Here is a 16,349-nt window from a genome sequence, read left to right as displayed (position 1 = left end):
ACGGTCAGAAGAACAGCAGCTTCGCCGCGAACCCGATCAACACCACGCCCGCCACGCGCTGCGCCACCAGGCGCGCCGAAGGCAAGCGGCCGAGGCGCCGCGCCGCCGCGTGGCCCGCGAGCACCAGGCCGCCTTGCCACACCAGGCTGATGCCCGACACACAGGCCACCATGGTGCCGAACGACTCGGCCGTGACCGGCGCGCGAAAGAACAAGGGCAGCAGCGCGAAGTAGAACAAGATCACTTTCGGGTTCGTCAGGCTCACCGCCAGCGCTTGCCGCAGGTGCCGGCCGCAACCCGGCGCGCCGGCATCAGCCGCGCCCGCGGCCGGCGTGCGGCTTTTCATCAGCCGCCAGCCCATCCAGCCCAGGTACATCGAACCGGCAGTCTGCAACAGGTGCAGCGCCTCGGGCCGCCCACGAAACACCGCCTCGAGCCCACTGGCCGCCGCCAGCATGCACAGCAGGCCACCGAGCAGCGTGCCCGAGACCGACGCGAAGCCGGCCTTGATGCCGTATTGGCCGGTGGCGCGCAGGATCGCCAGGGTGCCGGGGCCCGGGATCGCCTGGAAGATGAGGATGGCCACGATGAAGGCGCCGGGGTTGTCGATGGGGTGCATGAACTGCCTCGCAAATGGGATGCGGGCAGTGTTCCGTTGGGGGCGTGGGGCGTCCTGCACGGGGGATGAAAAGTTGTGAAATCAGCTGTTGTGCAAGGGGTGGCGCACGGCGGCCGGTCACTCAGCCGATCACGCTCGGGGAATGGGCCATCCACTGCCCCAATCCATTGACATCGCAGCTTTCTCAGATGTCCATCTGAATTCCCAAAGGCGGAAGAGTGCGTTTGAGCGTCTGCATTTCCAGTTGCAGATAGGCCTTGAACTCTGCGGGCGACATGACCTTGACCTCGTTGCCGACGGACTTGAACTGGGCGACGAGGACCGGATCTTTCAATGCCTTGACGATGCCTTCGTGCAATGCCGCGAGCACGGGTGCCGGCATGTTCGGCGGTGCGTAGATGGCAAGGTACGAAGGGAGGTGCACATCTTTCAGGCCAGACTCGGCGAGCGTCGGCACGTTCGGCAGCGCAGGAAACCGCCTGTCCCCGCTCATGGCCAGACCTTTGAGCTTCCCTGACTCGATGAAGGGCATCGCGAGCGACGGGCCCATGAACATGACGTCGGTCACGCCGCTTATCAGGTCGGTAAGAAAGTCGGCGCGGTAAGGAACGTGGAGCAGGTCAGCACCCGTGGACTTGGCGAGTTGGGTGGCGATGACATGAGGCGGCCCTCCATTGCCTGTGGACGCGTAGGAGACTTTCCCCGGGTCCTTCTTCGCGGCGTTCAGCACGTCCTGAATGTTGTTGAACGGAGCATTCGCCCTCGTCACCATCATGAACCCGATGCCGTCGGCGGCCATCGTCACGGGCGTGAAGCCATCGACCGGGTCGTACGGCACCTTCTTCTGCAGGACGGCTGTCGTGGTGTGGCTGCCCGTCGTCCAGAACACGACCGAGCCGTCCGCTCTGGAGCGGGACACCTCCGAGGCGGCGATGGTGGTGGCCGCCCCCGGCTTGTTTTCGACGATGACGGTACGCCCGGTCGCCTTGCGGTACGCCTCCCCGAACCAGCGGGCCGACGCATCCAGTGCGTTGCCCGGAGGAAAGGGGACGATGACCCTCATGACATCGGGAAGCGCTGTTTGGGCGAGGGTCAGCGTGGGCATCAGGGCGGCGACTGCGAGCACGACGATGTGGCGGCGGTGGATTGACATGGGGTCTCCTTCAGGTTTTGTTGGTGGTGATTCAGAACAGCAGGTCACGCTGGCACGCCAACGGCGAGCCATTTGTTCAGCGCTTCTATCCAGAGGCTGGCGTTGCCGACGGTCGCGTGTCCGCAGGTGCAGTCACCCTCGGGAATGACCCGCATGCGGCCGTTGCGAACCTTTGCCATCAACTGTCGAAGTGGTGCTTCAGGACAGCGTTCGTCGTCCCCGGAGAGGATCGCCAACACCTTGGCCTGGATCAGATGCAAGTCCCCAGACGGGTCATAGTCCCGAGACGAGTCCCATTGATAGACGAGATCGTTCGCGTCGACGTCAATGGGCAGCGAGAGCCGTTCCTCGATCCACCGATCTGCCGCCTGGCGCGTAGGCGCGAGGCGCTGCAGCGCCAGAGTCCCGCCGTTCGACGCGGTGTTGAACCAGGCGAGGGCGCGTCTCAGGCCTGGCGGTTGCTGCGCATAGTGGCCGCCATGCCACTGCGGATCTTCCCGCACGCTGTCGATCAACAGGCGTCGCAGCATCCAGTTGCGGCCAGCGATGGGCGCCGGAAGCGAGGCGAGCGGCACGAGGTGTTGCATGAAATCCGGAAATCGCACGCCCCACTCCCATGCGTGCATTCCGCCCATCGACACGCCCAGGATGAGTTTGCAACGAGCGAGCCCAAGGGCCTCCGTCATCAGACGGTGTTGCAAGTCCACGAGGTCTGAGTACATGTAGCGCGGAAACGCGGTTCGCAAGCCATCCGACGGCTTCGAGCTCTTGCCGTGGCCCAACGCATCGGGAAGCACGATGAAGTGCTGGCGCGCATCGAGCGGGCCGCCCTCGCCGAACAGGGGGTCGCCGAATTGCGCGGAAAGCATGGCCGATCCGCTGCCGCCCGTGCCATGCAGGACGAGCACAGCGTCAGCGCCCGGATCGCCCAGCGTGGTGTACGCGAGCCGCATGTTCCGATGCACCTCACCGCTTCGGAATCGATGCGCGTCGACGCGCCAGGTGCGGGAGGTAGGTTGCATGGTCTACGACGTGAGAAAGGCAGCAATCCGTCGGGCCAATTCGGCCGGCGCTTCGATCGACGCGATGTGCCCGACACTCGCCATGACCTGCACCAAGGGCTCGCGCAGGAATCCGGCGACCGCCCGCGTCCCGGCGTTCGGTATCAAGCCGTCGTTCTCGCCCATCAACAACAGCGTGGGCGCTCTGATCTCGCCAGCTCCGATGGCATAAGGAGCGCCCAACAGCCGCGCACGTCGGGCGTTCTGCTCGGCCGTGCGGCGACTTGCACGAAACATGTCGATGCGCTCTGGATGCGCGCGCAGATAGTCCTCGGAAAAAAACTTCGACGCGATGTCAGGCGCGTAGCGGCCGGTATCGGCGCGCCACACGGACATCTGCTCGGCGACCGGAGGATTCACCGCCATCAAGCCCAGGCCTGCCCTCCAGGTGCTGCCCAGCACCAAGCGATCGATGCGATCGGGATGTCGTGCCGCAAGCACTTGCGCGATGTGGCCGCCGAGCGAGGTGCCGAAGACGTGCGCGCGTTCATGGCCCAATGCCGAAATGAACGCTGCGGCGTCGTCACCCATGTCCGCGAGGCCGTAGTCGCGGGGCGATGGCGCCAGGTCTCGCGTCGCGCCCGAATCCCTCTGGTCGTACGCTATGACGGTGAAGTGCGGCGCCAAGTGCGCGCCGAGCGCGGCGAACATCGAATGATCGGCTTCCCCGCCGTGCACCAATATCAACGGCGGCCCCGAGCCTCGGGTCGAATAGCCGATCGACAGGCCGTTGGCTTCGACGCTCGCCAACCTCTCGGTCGAGTCAATGGACCCGCTCATGGCGCAAGCTCGAAGTTGAGTTCGATCTTCACGCCGAGGGGATCGTTGAGAAAGAGCTGGTAGAGCGGAAAGTCGGGCACCGGTGCTTCTGTAAACGGGATGCCGCAGCACTTCAGATGGTCGCGGCTTTCGTCGACCGTGCCGTGTGCGCGCAGGGCGATGTGGTCGATCGACCCCGTCGCCCGGGTGCCGCCCGGCAATGCGGAACGCGAAGATTCAACCGGAGCGATCGAGGCATCGTGAAGCACGGCGGCCAGGTGGACGATCGGCTCCTCGCCCGCATAGAGCCAGGTGCCCGGAAAATCGAAAGAAGGCCTCGCGCCCGGCGCCAGGCCGATGACGCGTTCGTAGAAGTCTTTCAGGCCGCCCAGCTGCGCCGGGGTGCACACCAGTGTGACGTGCGCGACACCTCCGACGCGCATCATTTCAGGATCGCCTTCACCGCCTCGGAGAGCGCCGCGACGGGCTCGTCGGGCAGATAGGGCATGCGCCACGCGACGTGGCCGTCCGGCCGCACCAGAACGGCGCCGCGCAAGCCGATATGAATGCCCGCATCGGTCGGCGCGGACGGCAACACTCTCGTGGCGAGCGGCACCTCGAACCGGGATCGAACGGCCTCTGCAGCCTCTTGCCACGCGTCGCCGAGCGCTCCCGTGACGAGCACGAGTTCCCGTTCGAACCAATCGAGCGTGGAGCGCTTGCGCGCCGTATCAAGCCACACATGCGGGAAGCGCCCGCCGGGTCGGTCGGAAGGCTCGTAGAACCTGGAGTTGAGCGGCTGTTTGACGGTGCCGTCCTGGATCACGGCGTCCGACACATAGCTGAAGCCCAGCGACTGGCCGATGCTGTGCATGTGGTTGTCCATGTCGTTGGTCCAGAAGTGGATTCGCTCCTCGTTCCCCGACATGCACGCCTCCTGCATGTGCTCCAGCCGGAAGCGATTGCCCACGCTGAAGTCAGCATTGGCCTCGGCGACGGGGCGGCGCTCGGGGTCGTAGCTGTCGAGCAACCTCTCGGAGGCCTGACCACGCAAGACGAACGCGAGCTTCCAGGCCAGGCTGTGGGCGTCCTGGACTCCCGAGTTCAAACCGAACCCACCGGTCGGGGGGAACCGGTGCGCAGAGTCGCCCGCGAGGAAGACGCGCCCGCGCCGGAAGGTCTCGGCCACCTGCCTGCTGACGCGCCAGATCGAGCGATTGATGATCTGCACGTCCAGGTCCGCAATGCCGGTCTGGTCGCGTGCGATCTGAATGACCTCCTCGTCGGTCCAGGGATGCGGCCGCTCATCCTCCTGGGCGCCGATCTGGCTGACCATCAGCCACCGGTCCCGGCCGTTCGTGTTGAGGATCATCGAGGAAGGCGCATCCGGATTCTTCGGGATCACGCGAATGCCCGCGGCGTCTCGCGTCATCGGGATGCGCGACAGATCGGCACGCCAGTAGTCGTTTGCCATGACGGCGAGGTTGGCGGGCCCCTTCATCTGAATGTCGAGCTGGCGGCGCGTCGGGCTGCCGGCGCCATCGCATGCGATCGCGTACTGGGCGCGAATGGTCGTGACCTCGCCGGTTTCGACCGCGCGAACCCGAGCGGTCACGCCGTCGGCATCCTGCTCGACGTTGATGCACTCGGTCGAGTAGTGAACGGTCGTGTAAGGCGAGTCGCGCAACGCGTCGAGCAGGACCTCCTCGACCGCATCCTGGGCCACCAAACACTTCCAGGCGGGTGATTGATCGATCCGGGGCTCGGGACGCGTGCGACCGAACTCATGTCCGGACATGTTCTCCACGAACACGAAGACGTCCGACGAATCCGGCAACCCCCGGGCGCGAACCTTGTCCTCGATGCCCCACTGCCGGAACAACTCCATGGTGCGGATCCAGCACCCGCGGGATTTCGGGTTGTCCGTCGTTCCAGAGGTCTTCTCGACCACCACGCAGTGGATCTCGTGGCGATGCAGCAGCAACCCCATGGCGAGGCCAACGGGGCCGCCGCCGATGATGACGACGGGCGTGGTGGTAGATGACGAACTGGTCATGCTCTTGTCTCCCGAATGGTTTCGGATGCTCGTTATGGGTTCATTCTGGAAACTGGCGATGTATATTGCAAATATCAATTTGTCGACCTATCAATGCTTTTTTGAGATGCAACGATGAATCTCCGCCAGCTCAGTTACTTCGTGCGCATCGCGCAGTCGGGCAGCTTCAGCGTCGCCGCGGATGCACTCCACGTCGCGCAGTCGGCGCTCAGTCGGCACATGAAGGATCTGGAAGACGAACTTGGCGGCGACCTGCTGGACCGCGGGTCACGCGGCGTGACGCTGAGCGACTCCGGGCGGGTTCTGTTCGATCGGGCGCAGTTCATCCTGTCGCAAATCGATGACGCTCGCACGGAAGTGCTCGCGCACAACAAGGAGCTGATGGGCACGGTCCGCCTGATGGCGCCTTCGAGCATCGGCCAAGTGCTTTTCGAACCGCTGGTCGATCGCTTTTTCGGGATGTTCCCGAAGGTTCGTCTGGAGCTCAGCGAAGGCCTGTGGAACGATGCCGTGAACCGCATGCAGACAGGAGCGGTCGACCTTGCCATCGTGACGGGGCCGAGAACGAGTGACTACATCGATCTCGAACCACTGGCGAACGAGCACATGAGCCTGGTCGGCAAGGAAGGCGACCCACTGGTCGACCGGCCCTCCATCCCGCTCAGCGCTCTCGCCGGTCTGAAACTGATGATGCCTTCGGTGACCCTGGACTTCATTCGGGGCGCCGCGCCGGATCTTTCCGAGAGGCTCAACGTGAACATCTTCGTCGAGAGCTCTCCCGCGATCCGAGCCTTGGTCGCGTCGGGTCATGGCTACGCGGTTGTTCCACACTCTGTTCTGCTGGGAAAGCTCGAGAGTCGAGGCATCAAAGCGGTGCGGATCCGCGGCCTCGAAGTCGTCCGGCAGATCGCCAGTTTGCGAGGGCGGCCCAAGAGCCGCGCCATGCGAGAGCTGAGCGATGCGATACGACTCGAGTTTCAGGGTTTCGTTGGTGCCGGATTGATGCGTTCTGCCAAGGGAAGCGCTCATCGCTGATTCGGTGGTGGGCGGAGGTGCGCTCCTGCGTGGCTCAGCCCGCCTTGAGCGCCAGTTCCGGGTCGAGCGGCGCCAGTCGCCCGGCTAACCCCCGCCGCCCCCCTACGACCCCCTCGCCCGCACCACACCCCCCGCCCGCACAAAGTGCCCGGCACCCAAGTGATGAATGGTCTGCAAGGCACTGTTCTCATCGCTGAACACCCAATGCCCATTCGCAAAGATGCGCTCGTCCGCCGCGGCAGCCACCACCTCGGCAAAGCAGGTGTCGTAAGCCTCTTCGGCGTGGGCTTCGCGGATCAGCCGGCATTCGAGCCAGGCCGCGCAACCCGCTTCGATGAGCGGCATGCCGAGCACCGGCCCGTCGATGGTGGCGATGCGGTGCTTCGCCAACTTGTCGACATCGCGGCCACTCTCGCCACCCACCGCGTAGGTCAGGTCCACCAGCCCCACGCCCGGCAGGCACAACCCGAACGCACCGCTGGCCATCACCAGTTCGCGCGTGAAGGTGTGCTTGTCGATCACCACGGCGATGCGTGGCGGGGTGAACTCGACCGGCATCGACCACGCTGCGGCCATCACGTTGCGCCGGCCGCCGGCCGCGCTGGTCACCAGCACGGTGGGGCCGTGGTTGATCAGGCGGCTCGCGTGTTCGAGCGCCACGGGGCGGAAGTGCGGGGTGTTCATGTGCGGGTTGTCGGTGTCGTTCATGTTCGTGCGTTCCTTTCGGCGGGCCTCGGCCCGGCGCCGTTCAACACCAGCGCCTGCACGTTCGCCACCGTCTTCTCGAAGAAGGCGGGGTTCGCGAGCGTCTCGCCGGTGAGCGCCTGCACCTGCACCGCAAAGTCGGCGTAGTGCTGGGTGGTGGCCCAGATCATGAAGATCAGGTGTTCGGGGTCGACCGGCGCCAGCCGCCCGGCTTCGACCCAGCCGCGGATCACGGCCGACTTGCGTTGCACGATCTCGCGCAGTTCGCGGTCGAGCTCGTCGCGCAGCAGGGGCGCGCCTTGCACCATCTCGAGGCAGAACAGGCGCGACGCTTCGGGGCTGTCGCGCGAGACCACGAGCTTGCGGCGGATGTAGTCGGCAATGGCCTGCTGCGGGTCTTGCTCGGCGCTGAATTCGCGCAGCGGGGCGAGCCACACCTCGAGCAGCTCGCGCAGCACGCAGACGTACAGCTCTTCCTTGTTGGCAAAGTAGTAGAGCAGGTTGCTCTTCGACACACCCGCGCGCGCCGCCACCTGGTCGACGCTGGTGCCGTGCAGGCCGAAGCGCGAAAACAGGCCCAGCGCGGCGGCGAGCACCGCTTCGCGCTTGTTGGCCACCGGCGCGGCAGCCGCCGCCTTTTTCTTCGTCACCGGCTCTCCCGTGGGGCGTGCATCGATGGGCCGAGTCTCCCAGCCGGATCGGTGTTTGTCCATATGGTCAAACTGGCACGGCGGTTGCATGCTCGCCGCGGCAGTAGACGTGTGCCTCGGTTGGGTGCATAACCTGCCCTTCGTCGAACCCTAGCAGGAGCTGGCCATGGCTGAAATCAAGATCAACGGCGACCGCCTCTGGGCGAGCCTGATGGAAATGGCGAAGATCGGTGCCACGCCCAAGGGCGGCGTGTGCCGGCTCACGCTGACCGACCTCGACAAGCAGGGCCGCGACCTGTTCGTGCAGTGGTGCAAAGAGGCCGGCTGCACCGTCAAGGTCGACCAGATGGGCAACATCTTCGCGCGCCGCCCTGGCCGCAACAACAGCCTGGCGCCGGTGGGCACCGGCAGCCACCTCGACAGCCAACCCACCGGCGGGCGCTTCGACGGCGTGTACGGCGTGCTCGCCGGGCTCGAAGTGATCCGCACGCTGAACGACCACGGCATCGAAACCGAGCGACCGGTCGAAGCCTCGGTCTGGACGAACGAAGAAGGCTCGCGCTTCGCCCCGGCCATGGTGGGCTCGGGCGTCTACGCCGGCGTGTTCTCGCTCGACTACGGGCACTCGCGCACCGACCAGCAGGGCAAGACGATCGGCGAAGAACTCAAGCGCATCGGCTACCTCGGCGACCAGCCCATGGGCAACCGGCCGGTGCACGCGTTCTTCGAGACCCACATCGAACAAGGCCCGATCCTCGAACACGAAGGCCAGACCATCGGCGTCGTCACCGACGCGCAGGGACAGCGCTGGTACGAGCTCACGCTCACCGGCCAGGAATCGCACGCTGGCCCCACGCCGATGCCGGTGCGGCGCGACGCGCTGCTCGGCGCTGCCAGGGTGATTCAACTCGTCAACCAGATCGGGCTGAACCACGCGCCGCTGGCGGTGTCGACCGTCGGCATGATCAACAGCTACCCGAACTCGCGCAACGTGATCCCGGGCAAGGTGTTTCTTACCGTCGACTTCCGCTGCCCCGACAACGCCGAGCTGCTGAAGATGGACGCCGAGCTGAAAGAAGGCGTGGCGAAGATCGCGGCCGAAAGCCGCCTCGAACACGACCTGAAGCAGATCTTCCAGTACGACTGCGTGCACTTCGACGAAAGCTGCGTGGCCATGGTGCGCGAAGGCGCGAAGGCGCTCGGCTACAGCACGCGCGAGATCGTCTCGGGCGCGGGCCACGACGCCTGCTACATGAGCAAGGTCACGCCCACCGCGATGATCTTCGTGCCCTGCATCGGCGGCATCAGCCACAACGAGATCGAAGACGCCAAGCCCGAATGGATCTCGGCCGGCGGCAACGTGCTGTTCCGCGCCATGCTGGCCAAGGCGAACGAGTTGCCGGTGGTCGGGCAAAGTTCTGAAACCGTCGCCCTCGCCTGAGCACGCCAACCCACCGAACCTGGAGCACCCCCATGAGCAGCATCCTGATCCGCGGCGGCACCGTCATCAACGCCGAGTCGAGCGTGCGCGCCGATGTGCTGACCGAAGGCGGCGTGGTCCGCGCCGTCGGCCCCGACCTGCAGGTGCCCGCGGGCTGCACGGTGGTCGACGCCGGCGGTGCGCTGGTCATGCCCGGCGGCATCGACCCGCACACGCACATGGAGCTGCCCTTCATGGGCACGGTCACGAAAGACGACTTCTACACCGGCACCGCAGCGGGCGTGTCGGGCGGCACCACGATGATCATCGACTTCGTGATCCCCGACCCGAAGCAGCCGTTGATGCAGGCCTTCCAGAACTGGCGCGGCTGGGCCGAGAAGGCGGCGGCCGACTACAGCTTTCACGTGGCGGTCACGTGGTGGGACGAGAGCGTGCACGCCGACATGGGCACGCTGGTGCGCGAGCACGGCGTGAACAGCTTCAAGCACTTCATGGCCTACAAGAACGCGATCATGGCCGACGACGAAGTGCTGGTGAACAGCTTCACCCGCGCGCTCGAACTCGGCGCCTTGCCCACCGTGCACGCCGAGAACGGCGAGCTCGTGTTCCAGCTGCAGAAGAAGCTCGTGGCCGCCGGCATCACCGGGCCCGAAGGCCACCCGCTGTCGCGCCCGCCGGCCGTCGAGGCCGAAGCCGCCGAGCGTGCGATTCGCATCGCCGAGGTGCTGGGCACGCCGCTCTACATCGTGCACGTGAGTTGCGAAGACTCGGTCAACGCGATCATCCGCGCGCGCAGCCACGGCCAGCGCGTGTACGGTGAAGCGCTCGCGGGCCACTTGACGATCGACGAGTCGGTGTACCGCAACCCCGACTGGAACGTTGCCGCCGCCCACGTGATGAGCCCGCCGTTCCGCGCCAAGCACCATCAAGACGCGCTCTGGGGCGCGCTGGCCGCCGGCCACCTGCACACGACCGCCACCGACCACTGCGCTTTCTGCGGCGAGCAGAAAGCCATGGGCAAGGCCGACTTCAGCAAGATCCCGAACGGCTGCGCCGGCGTGGAAGACCGCATGAGCGTGTTGTGGGATGCGGGTGTGGGCACCGGGCGGCTCACGCCGAACGAATTCGTGCGCGTCACCTCCACCAACGCGGCGCAGATCTTCAACCTGTACCCGCGCAAGGGTGCCATTCAGGCCGGCAGCGACGCCGACCTGGTGGTGTGGGACCCGAGCGCGACGAAGACGATCACGACGGCCGGCAGCAAATCGAAGGTCGGTTACAACGTGTTCGAGGGCCGCAATGTGACGGGCCTCGCGAAGGTCACGCTCTCGCAAGGCAAGATCGTCTGGATCGACGGTGACCTGCGCACCGAGCGCGGTGCCGGCCGCTACGTGAAGCGCCCTGCTTTTGCGCCGGTGTTCGACGCACTCAAGCGCCAGGCCGGCCTGCATGTGCCGCAAGCCGTGGCGCGCGCGGCCTGAGGCGGAGCAACGCAGATGCCGCAACCCGACGTGAAAGCCGGCCGCCTTTCGGCCTGCCAGTACACCAGCAACTTCAGCGACGCCCACCCTCCGCTCACTTCGGTGCAGGCGCTGATCGAAGCCGAGCGTTGTTATTACTGCTTCGATGCGCCGTGCGTGAACGCCTGCCCCACCGGCATCGACATCCCGTCGTTCATCCGCCGCATCGGTGAAGACAACCTGCGCGGCGCGGCCAAGGCGATTCTCGAAGCCAACGTGTTCGGCGGCATGTGCGCTCGTGTCTGCCCCACCGAGGTGTTGTGCGAGCAGGCCTGCGTGCGCAACACCAACGAAGACAAACCGGTCGAGATCGGCCTGCTGCAGCGGCACGCGACCGATGCGTACTTCAGGAACCCCGGCGCGCCGCTCTTTCAGCGTGCTCCGTCCACCGGCAAGCACATCGCCGTCGTCGGCGCCGGCCCGGCCGGCCTGTCGTGCGCGCACCGCGCCGCGATGCTCGGCCACGACGTGACGGTGTTCGAGGCCAAGCCCAAACCCGGTGGCCTGAACGAATATGGCCTGGCCACCTACAAGACCGTCGACGGCTTCGCGCAGCAAGAGATCGACTGGCTGCTCTCGATCGGCGGCATCCGCATGCGCCATGGGCAGACACTCGGCAACACGGTCACGTTGGCCGACCTGACCAGGCAGTTCGACGCCGTGTTCCTCGGCCTCGGCCTCGGCGGCGTGAACGCGCTGGGCCTGACCGGCGAGTTCGCGTCGGGCGTGGGCAACGCGGTCGAGTTCATCGCCGGGCTGCGCCAGACGAACGACTACGCCGCCGTGCCGGTGGGCCGCCGCGTGGTCGTGATCGGCGGTGGCATGACGGCGGTCGACGCGGCCGTGCAATCGCGCAAGCTCGGCGCCGAAGAAGTCACCATCGTCTACCGGCGTGACCAGCAGCGCATGCCGGCCTCGAAACACGAGCAGGAATGGGCGCAGTTGAACGGCGTGTCGATCCGCACCTGGAGCGTCTTGCGTTCGCTCGAGATCGAAGGTGGCCAGGTCGAGGCCGCCACTTTCGCGAGCGTGCACGAGGTGGGCGGTAAGCTCGAAGCGACCGGCAAACACTGGCGCATCGAAGCCGACACGGTGCTCAAGGCCATCGGCCAGACACTGGTGCTGGCCGACCCGCAGCTCGCCACGCTCGCCTTGCGCGGCGGGCGCATCGTGGTCGATGCCGAAGGCCGCACCACCTTGCCGCAGGTCTGGGCCGGCGGCGACTGCACATTCGGCGGGCAAGACCTGACGGTCGAAGCCGTCGAACACGGCAAGATCGCGGCCCACTCGATCGACCGTGCGCTCGGCACCGTGCGCGGTGGCGCGGAGTTCAAGCGCGTCCGTCGCGCTGCGGCTTGATGCGGCGCATCGCCACCCCTGCCGCCTGAATCCAACGGAAGCTGAACATGGCCGACCTGAGCTCCACCTTCGCGGGCATCAAGAGCCCCAACCCTTTCTGGCTCGCCTCGGCGCCGCCGACCGACAAGGAATACAACGTCGTGCGCGCTTTCGAAGCGGGCTGGGGCGGCGTGGTCTGGAAGACCCTCGGTGAAGCCGGCCCGCCGGTCGTGAACGTGAACGGCCCGCGCTACGCGGCGCTGTATTCGCAGGACCGGCGCCTCATCGGCTTCAACAACATCGAGCTGATCACAGACCGGCCGCTCGAGACCAATCTCGAAGAGATCACCCGCGTCAAACGCCAGTGGCCCGACCGCGCGATGGTCGTCTCGATCATGGTGCCGTGCGAAGAGCAGGCCTGGCGCGCTATTCTGCCGCGCGTGGAAGACACCGGCTGCGACGGCATCGAGCTCAACTTCGGCTGCCCGCACGGCATGAGCGAGCGTGGCATGGGCTCGGCCGTGGGCCAGGTGCCCGAATACATCGAGATGGTCACGCGCTGGTGCAAGGAATACACGCGCCTGCCGGTGATCGTGAAGCTCACGCCGAACGTGGCCGACATCAAGCCGCCGGCCCTCGCCGCACACCGGGGCGGCGCCGATGCGGTGTCGCTCATCAACACGATCAACTCGGTGATGGGTGTCGACCTCGATTCGCTGCTGATCTACCCCAACACCGGTGGCACCGGTTCGCACGGCGGCTACTGCGGCCCGGCCGTGAAGCCGATCGCGCAGAACATGGTGGCCGAGATCGCGCGCACCGCCGAGATGGCGGGCCTGCCGATCTCGGGCATCGGCGGCGTGACCACTTGGAAAGACGCGGCCGAGTACATCGCGCTCGGTTGCGGCAACGTGCAGGTGTGCACCGCAGCGATGACCTACGGTTTCAGGATCGTGCAAGACATGATCGACGGGCTCTCGGGTTACATGGATGAAAAAGGCTTCGCGAGCATCGAAGCCTTCCGCGGCCGGGCCGTGCCGAGCATCGTCAACTGGAACCAGCTGAACCTGAACCACATCGAGAAGGCGCGCATCAACCAGGACGCCTGCATCCAGTGCGGCCGCTGTCACGTGGTCTGCGAAGACACTTCGCACCAGGCCATCACCGCCACGAAAGAGGGCAAGCGCCACTTCGAGGTGATGGACGACGAATGCGTCGGCTGCAACCTGTGCGTTTCCGTGTGCCCCGTGCCCGAATGCATCACCATGCACGCGCTGCAACCCGGCGAGACCGACGCGCGCACCGGCCGCGTGGTGCCCGGCGAGTACGCCAACTGGACGACCCACCCGAACAACCCCGCGCGCGCGGCCTGAACCGTCCGCCGAACCATTCTTGAGACGAGCCCGCCTTTGTCTGCCACACCCCCCGCCACCGTCGAAGTCCAGAACGTTTCGGTCGTCTACCCTTCCGCAGAAAACACCGTCACCGCGCTCGACCGAGTGAGCCTCGACATCCGTGAAGGCGAGTTCATCTCGCTGATCGGCCCTTCGGGTTGTGGCAAGACGACGCTGCTGCGTGTCATCGCCGACCTGGAACAGGTGAGTTCGGGCACGGTGCGCGTCAACGGCCTGAGCTCGCGCGACGCGCGCCTCGCTCGTTCTTACGGTTATGTGTTCCAGGCGCCTGCGCTGTTCCCGTGGCGCACGGTGCTCGCCAACGTGCGGCTGCCGCTCGAGATCCACGGCGTGCCGCCCGAGAAGAGCCGCGCCATCGCGATGGAGCAGCTCGAACGGGTGGGCCTCGCCGGCTTCGAAGGCAAGTACCCGTGGCAACTCTCGGGCGGCATGCAGCAGCGGGTGTCGATCGCGCGTGCGCTCGGCTTCGAGCCCAAGCTCTTGATGATGGACGAACCCTTCGGCGCGCTCGACGAGATCACGCGCGACCGGCTCAACGAGCAGTTGCTGCGTTTGTGGGAGCGCGAGAAGCGCACCGTCGTGTTCGTCACGCACTCGATCCCCGAAGCGGTGTTCCTGTCGTCGCGCATCGTCGTGATGTCGCCGCGGCCGGGGCGCATCGTCGACGTGATCGAGTCGGGCCTGCCGGCCGACCGCACGCTCGATGTGCGCGACACGCCGGAGTTCGCAGCCATCGCGCACCGTGTGCGCGTGGCGCTGCAGGAAGGGCACGCGTGAGCGCAGCGCTCGCGATGAGTGGCGGGCGCAGCGAGCGCAGTGCGCTCTCGGCTGCGTGGTTCCGCATCGGCCCGGTGATCACGGTGCTCGCGGTCGTGTTGATCGTCTGGTACGGCGCTGCCGTTTGGCTCAACGCGCCGCAGGTGATCGAACGGGTGCTGTCGGACCGGCCCGGCTGGACCTTCATCGACCTGGCTCGGCTCACGCTCTCGATGGACCGCCCGGTGTTGCCCGCGCCACACCAGATCGCGCTCGACCTGTTCGACTCGGTGTTCGGCTGGCCGCTCGATTCGCCGCGCAACCTGCTGTACCACGCCGCCGTCACCAGCTCGGCCACGCTGCTCGGCTTCGTGATGGGCACCGCGCTCGGCGCCGTGCTCGCGGTGGCGATCGTTCATTCGCGCACTCTGGAGCGCAGCCTGTTCCCGTGGGTGATCGCGTCGCAGACCATTCCGGTGCTCGCGATCGCGCCGATCGTGATCGTGATCCTCGGCAGCATGGGGATGACGGGCACGTTCCCGAAAGCCATCATCTCGATGTACCTGTGTTTCTTTCCGGTCGCGGTCGCCATGGTGAAAGGCTTGCGTTCGCCGGGCATCCTCGAACTCGAGCTGCTGCACACCTATGCCGCGTCGAAGAGCCACACGTTCTGGAAGCTGCGCGTGCCGGCGTCGTTGCCCTATCTCTTCCCGTCGCTGCGCGTGGCCATCGCCGCCGGCCTGGTCGGCGCCATCGTGGGCGAGCTGCCGACCGGCGCGCAGGCCGGCCTGGGCGCGCGGCTGCTCACCGGTTCGTACTACGGCAACACGGTGCAGATCTGGTCGGCGCTGGTCATGTCGGCCTTGCTCGGCCTGTTCCTCACCGGCCTGGTCGCGCTGGCCGAACGCGGGCTCACGCCGGGGGGCAGGCGGTGAGCGCGGGCGTGCTGGCGACCGTCTTGTTGCTGATGCTCGTGGCGGCGGTCGCCAGCGTGCGCTGGCTCGCGGCACGTGACGAACGCGGCTGGCTCGGCCGCTTCGGCACGCCCTTGTTGTTCGGCGTCTGGGTGCTGGTGTTCTGGCAGGTGCTGACACAGGCTTTCGAGGTGCCGCAGGTGCTGCTGCCCGCGCCCACGCTGATCGGCCACGCGCTGTTCGCGAGCTTCGGCGTGCTGGTCGGCGACTTCATGCAGACCGTGATGCACTCGGCCCTGATCGGCCTCGTGGCCGGCTGCTCGCTCGGTTTCATCACCGGCGTGTTGATCGACCGCAGCCCGTTCCTGCAGCGTGGCCTGCTGCCGGTGGCGGCGCTCGCCAGCACGGTGCCGCTGGTCGGCATCGCGCCCATCATGGTGATGTGGTTCGGCTTCGACTGGCATTCCAAGGCCGCCGTGGTCGTAGTGATGACCTTCTTCCCGATGCTCGTCAACACGCTCGCCGGGCTGAACGAATCGGGCCACATGGAACGTGACCTGATGCGCTCTTACGGCGCGAGCTACTGGCGCACGCTGTTCGCGCTGCGCATCCCGGTTGCGCTGCCCTTCGTCTTCAACGCGCTGAAGATCAACTCGACGCTGGCGATGATCGGCGCGATCGTCGCCGAGTTCTTCGGCTCGCCGGTCGCCGGCCTGGGTTTCCGCATCTCGACCGAAGCGGCGCGGCTCAACATGGGCCTGGTGTGGGCGGCGATCCTCGTCGCCGCGCTGGCAGGCTCCTTGCTCTACGGCCTGCTCGGCTGGGTCGAGCGCCGCGTGACCTTCTGGCACCCCTCGATTCGCAGCGGCGGATGATGTCCAATGCTGTATTGCTCTCTCACGCCCACCCCGCCGCAAGGCACTACCT

16 protein-coding genes are annotated in these 16,349 nt (G+C 66.3%); 8 read left to right on the top strand and 8 right to left on the bottom strand.

Translation table 11 applies throughout. From position 1 onward, the window contains the following. Positions 1 to 4 precede the first annotated feature (4 nt). The 6 genes from AC30PD_RS21420 to AC30PD_RS21395 all read right to left on the bottom strand — a co-directional run bounded on the left by AC30PD_RS21420 (position 5) and on the right by AC30PD_RS21395 (position 5,648). Positions 5 to 619, bottom strand: coding sequence for a LysE family translocator (locus AC30PD_RS21420; RefSeq protein ID WP_489537723.1), 615 nt, complete (start codon positions 617 to 619; stop codon positions 5 to 7). A 184-nt stretch (positions 620 to 803) separates the two neighbouring features. After that, complete coding sequence (locus AC30PD_RS21415; RefSeq protein ID WP_489537722.1) at positions 804 to 1,772, bottom strand: Bug family tripartite tricarboxylate transporter substrate binding protein; 969 nt, start codon at positions 1,770 to 1,772, stop codon at positions 804 to 806. A 44-nt stretch (positions 1,773 to 1,816) separates the two neighbouring features. Then, positions 1,817 to 2,794, bottom strand: a complete 978-nt coding sequence (locus AC30PD_RS21410) for an alpha/beta fold hydrolase (protein ID WP_489537721.1) — start codon at positions 2,792 to 2,794, stop codon at positions 1,817 to 1,819. Positions 2,795 to 2,797: 3 nt separating this feature from the next. Beyond that, on the bottom strand, positions 2,798 to 3,613 hold the full coding sequence (locus tag AC30PD_RS21405; protein ID WP_489537720.1) for an alpha/beta fold hydrolase: 816 nt from the start codon (positions 3,611 to 3,613) through the stop codon (positions 2,798 to 2,800). Continuing rightward, on the bottom strand, positions 3,610 to 4,002 hold the full coding sequence (locus AC30PD_RS21400; protein WP_489537719.1) for a VOC family protein: 393 nt from the start codon (positions 4,000 to 4,002) through the stop codon (positions 3,610 to 3,612). Before AC30PD_RS21400 ends, AC30PD_RS21405 begins: the two co-directional genes overlap by 4 nt. Before the next feature lie 32 nt (positions 4,003 to 4,034). Then, positions 4,035 to 5,648 (bottom strand): FAD-dependent monooxygenase, encoded by a 1,614-nt coding sequence (locus AC30PD_RS21395; RefSeq protein WP_489537718.1) that lies wholly within the window; start codon positions 5,646 to 5,648, stop codon positions 4,035 to 4,037. Between the two features lie 114 nt (positions 5,649 to 5,762). Between AC30PD_RS21395 and AC30PD_RS21390 the strand changes: the two genes are divergently transcribed. After that, entirely contained in the window at positions 5,763 to 6,683 is a 921-nt protein-coding gene (locus AC30PD_RS21390; RefSeq protein WP_489537717.1) for a LysR family transcriptional regulator, read from the top strand. 102 nt (positions 6,684 to 6,785) lie between these two features. Here AC30PD_RS21390 and AC30PD_RS21385 read toward each other — a convergent pair whose 3' ends face one another. Further along, complete coding sequence (locus AC30PD_RS21385; protein ID WP_489537716.1) at positions 6,786 to 7,391, bottom strand: flavin reductase family protein; 606 nt, start codon at positions 7,389 to 7,391, stop codon at positions 6,786 to 6,788. Next, complete coding sequence (rutR, locus tag AC30PD_RS21380; RefSeq protein WP_489537715.1) at positions 7,388 to 8,038, bottom strand: HTH-type transcriptional regulator RutR; 651 nt, start codon at positions 8,036 to 8,038, stop codon at positions 7,388 to 7,390. The genes AC30PD_RS21385 and rutR overlap by 4 nt, the downstream gene beginning before the upstream one ends. Positions 8,039 to 8,204: 166 nt before the next feature. Here rutR and AC30PD_RS21375 point away from each other — a divergent pair, with 166 nt between their 5' ends. From AC30PD_RS21375 to AC30PD_RS21345, 7 genes are read left to right on the top strand one after another with little or no spacing between them, the layout of a single operon-like run. Then, complete coding sequence (locus AC30PD_RS21375) at positions 8,205 to 9,479, top strand: Zn-dependent hydrolase (protein ID WP_489537714.1); 1,275 nt, start codon at positions 8,205 to 8,207, stop codon at positions 9,477 to 9,479. 32 nt (positions 9,480 to 9,511) lie between these two features. Next, positions 9,512 to 10,960 carry a dihydropyrimidinase gene (gene hydA, locus AC30PD_RS21370; RefSeq protein WP_489537713.1) on the top strand — a complete coding sequence of 483 codons (1,449 nt, stop codon included), beginning with the start codon at positions 9,512 to 9,514 and terminating at the stop codon, positions 10,958 to 10,960. A 15-nt stretch (positions 10,961 to 10,975) separates the two neighbouring features. Then, entirely contained in the window at positions 10,976 to 12,358 is a 1,383-nt protein-coding gene (locus tag AC30PD_RS21365; protein ID WP_489537712.1) for an NAD(P)-dependent oxidoreductase, read from the top strand. A gap of 47 nt (positions 12,359 to 12,405) precedes the next feature. Continuing rightward, a complete protein-coding gene (gene preA / locus AC30PD_RS21360) occupies positions 12,406 to 13,710 on the top strand; it encodes an NAD-dependent dihydropyrimidine dehydrogenase subunit PreA (protein WP_489537711.1) in 1,305 nt (434 codons plus the stop codon). 36 nt (positions 13,711 to 13,746) lie between these two features. Further along, on the top strand, positions 13,747 to 14,529 hold the full coding sequence (locus AC30PD_RS21355) for an ABC transporter ATP-binding protein (RefSeq protein ID WP_489537710.1): 783 nt from the start codon (positions 13,747 to 13,749) through the stop codon (positions 14,527 to 14,529). Beyond that, the gene (locus AC30PD_RS21350) at positions 14,526 to 15,443 is read left to right on the top strand and encodes an ABC transporter permease (RefSeq protein ID WP_489537709.1); all 918 of its coding nucleotides are present in this window, start codon (positions 14,526 to 14,528) and stop codon (positions 15,441 to 15,443) included. The genes AC30PD_RS21355 and AC30PD_RS21350 overlap by 4 nt, the downstream gene beginning before the upstream one ends. Before the next feature lie 8 nt (positions 15,444 to 15,451). Next, a complete protein-coding gene (locus AC30PD_RS21345) occupies positions 15,452 to 16,297 on the top strand; it encodes an ABC transporter permease (protein WP_489537708.1) in 846 nt (281 codons plus the stop codon). The last annotated feature ends 52 nt before the right edge of the window (positions 16,298 to 16,349 follow it).

This window comes from Rhizobacter sp., from assembly GCF_032229685.1.
Lineage (GTDB): Bacteria > Pseudomonadota > Gammaproteobacteria > Burkholderiales > Burkholderiaceae_C > LMDS01.
The sequence above is the reverse complement of the archived record's forward strand: the minus strand, read 5'-3'. Positions and strand labels throughout refer to the sequence as shown.

What these genes read in the sequence shown, in the direction of transcription:
- AC30PD_RS21395 (WP_489537718.1), bottom strand. Translation starts at nt 5,648, where the DNA reads ATGACCAGTTCGTCATCTACCACCACGCCCGTCGTCATCATCGGCGGC.
- AC30PD_RS21385 (WP_489537716.1), bottom strand. Translation starts at nt 7,391, where the DNA reads ATGAACGACACCGACAACCCGCACATGAACACCCCGCACTTCCGCCCC.
- AC30PD_RS21415 (WP_489537722.1), bottom strand. Translation starts at nt 1,772, where the DNA reads ATGTCAATCCACCGCCGCCACATCGTCGTGCTCGCAGTCGCCGCCCTG.
- hydA (WP_489537713.1), top strand. Translation starts at nt 9,512, where the DNA reads ATGAGCAGCATCCTGATCCGCGGCGGCACCGTCATCAACGCCGAGTCG.
- AC30PD_RS21375 (WP_489537714.1), top strand. Translation starts at nt 8,205, where the DNA reads ATGGCTGAAATCAAGATCAACGGCGACCGCCTCTGGGCGAGCCTGATG.
- AC30PD_RS21405 (WP_489537720.1), bottom strand. Translation starts at nt 3,613, where the DNA reads ATGAGCGGGTCCATTGACTCGACCGAGAGGTTGGCGAGCGTCGAAGCC.
- AC30PD_RS21420 (WP_489537723.1), bottom strand. Translation starts at nt 619, where the DNA reads ATGCACCCCATCGACAACCCCGGCGCCTTCATCGTGGCCATCCTCATC.
- AC30PD_RS21410 (WP_489537721.1), bottom strand. Translation starts at nt 2,794, where the DNA reads ATGCAACCTACCTCCCGCACCTGGCGCGTCGACGCGCATCGATTCCGA.
- preA (WP_489537711.1), top strand. Translation starts at nt 12,406, where the DNA reads ATGGCCGACCTGAGCTCCACCTTCGCGGGCATCAAGAGCCCCAACCCT.
- AC30PD_RS21365 (WP_489537712.1), top strand. Translation starts at nt 10,976, where the DNA reads ATGCCGCAACCCGACGTGAAAGCCGGCCGCCTTTCGGCCTGCCAGTAC.
- AC30PD_RS21390 (WP_489537717.1), top strand. Translation starts at nt 5,763, where the DNA reads ATGAATCTCCGCCAGCTCAGTTACTTCGTGCGCATCGCGCAGTCGGGC.